Below are 1425 nucleotides of genomic sequence, written 5' to 3' on the forward strand. Positions count from 1 at the left end.
TGACTGGATTTGAAGTGTTAAACCCTGATTTGGTGATTTGTCATTTAGACTCCAAGGCATCTATGCAAATTGACCTGACTATCAATAAGGGTCGTGGATACGTCCCCGCTGATGAGAATCGTCAGTTCTGCACAGATGTTAATGTACTCCCAATCGATTCAATCTACACCCCTATCCGCAACGTCAAGTACTCTGTTGAGCCTACTCGTGTCGAGCAGAAGACCGACTATGATAAGCTCACGCTTGAGGTTACTACGGATGGTTCCATTCACCCGAAGGACGCCCTGAAGGAGGCTGCTAAGATCCTTATCTATCACTTCATGTTGTTCTCTGACGAGAAGATTACTCTTGAGAATCCGAACGCCGATGGCAACCAGGAGTTTGATGAGGAAGTGCTGCACATGCGCCAGTTGCTGAAGACTAAGCTTACCGATATGAATCTTTCAGTTCGTGCGCTTAACTGTCTGAAGGCTGCTGATGTTGAGACCCTTGGAGATCTCGTGCAGTATAATAAGACAGATCTCTTGAAGTTCCGTAACTTCGGTAAGAAATCGCTTTCTGAGCTTGATGATTTGCTCGAGAGTCTGAATCTGTCGTTTGGAACCGACATTTCCAAGTATAAATTAGACAAGGAGTAGTTCTATTTTTAGATAACGCTCTTTCAAAACGTAAAAAACAAAATGAGACATAATAAGAAATTCAACCATCTGGGTCGTACTGCATCTCATCGCTCAAGCATGCTCGCTAACATGGCATGCAGCCTGATTATGCACAAAAGAATCACTACGACCCTCGCTAAGGCCAAGGCTCTCAAGATGTATGTTGAGCCGCTGATCACACGTTGCAAGAAGGACGACACAAACAGCCGTCGTGTTGTTTTCCGTTACCTTCAGAACAAGTATGCGGTTAAGGAGTTGTTCGGTGAGGTTGCCGCCAAGGTTGCTGACCGTCCCGGTGGCTACACACGTATCATCAAGCTCGGCTCTCGTTTGGGTGACGCTGCTTCTATGGCTTTCATCGAGCTCGTTGACTTCGATGAGAACATGGCCAAGACTGCTAAGGTTGAGAAGAAGACTCGTCGTAGCCGTCGTTCTACGAAGAAGGCTGATGAGGTTGCTCCTGAGGCAGTTGCAGAGACCTCAACAGAGGCTCCCAAGGCTGAATAATCTGATCGCATTTTCACTTTATAAGAAATCTCCGGTTCTTTCTGAGCCGGAGATTTTTTTTGCTTTCGTTTCTTTTGTGTTATTTGATGCGTTCAATCCATTTTTTCCTGACTTCGTCACTCAAAAAACACGTATTTTATAACTGATTGATAAACAATATTTTGTATCTTTGCGTCACCTGATTTTGGGTGACGCAAAAGGTTTTTTAACGTAACCATCCGAAATATGCCGACTTGTTAATTGCAAAAAAACTCGCAAG

2 protein-coding genes are annotated in these 1425 nt (G+C 44.5%); both read left to right on the plus strand.

From position 1 onward, the window contains the following. The coding region (gene rpoA / locus WKK33_RS00735; RefSeq protein WP_337570813.1) for a DNA-directed RNA polymerase subunit alpha at positions 1-638 on the plus strand (638 nt) is incomplete at its 5' end. Between the two features lie 42 nt (positions 639-680). Then, positions 681-1166 carry a 50S ribosomal protein L17 gene (gene rplQ / locus WKK33_RS00740; RefSeq protein ID WP_215760066.1) on the plus strand — a complete coding sequence of 162 codons (486 nt, stop codon included), beginning with the start codon at positions 681-683 and terminating at the stop codon, positions 1164-1166. Positions 1167-1425: the final 259 nt, after the last annotated feature.

Origin of the sequence: Hallella sp., assembly GCF_037460745.1 — a bacterium.
In the GTDB taxonomy this organism is placed as follows: Bacteria; Bacteroidota; Bacteroidia; order Bacteroidales; family Bacteroidaceae; genus Prevotella; species Prevotella faecis.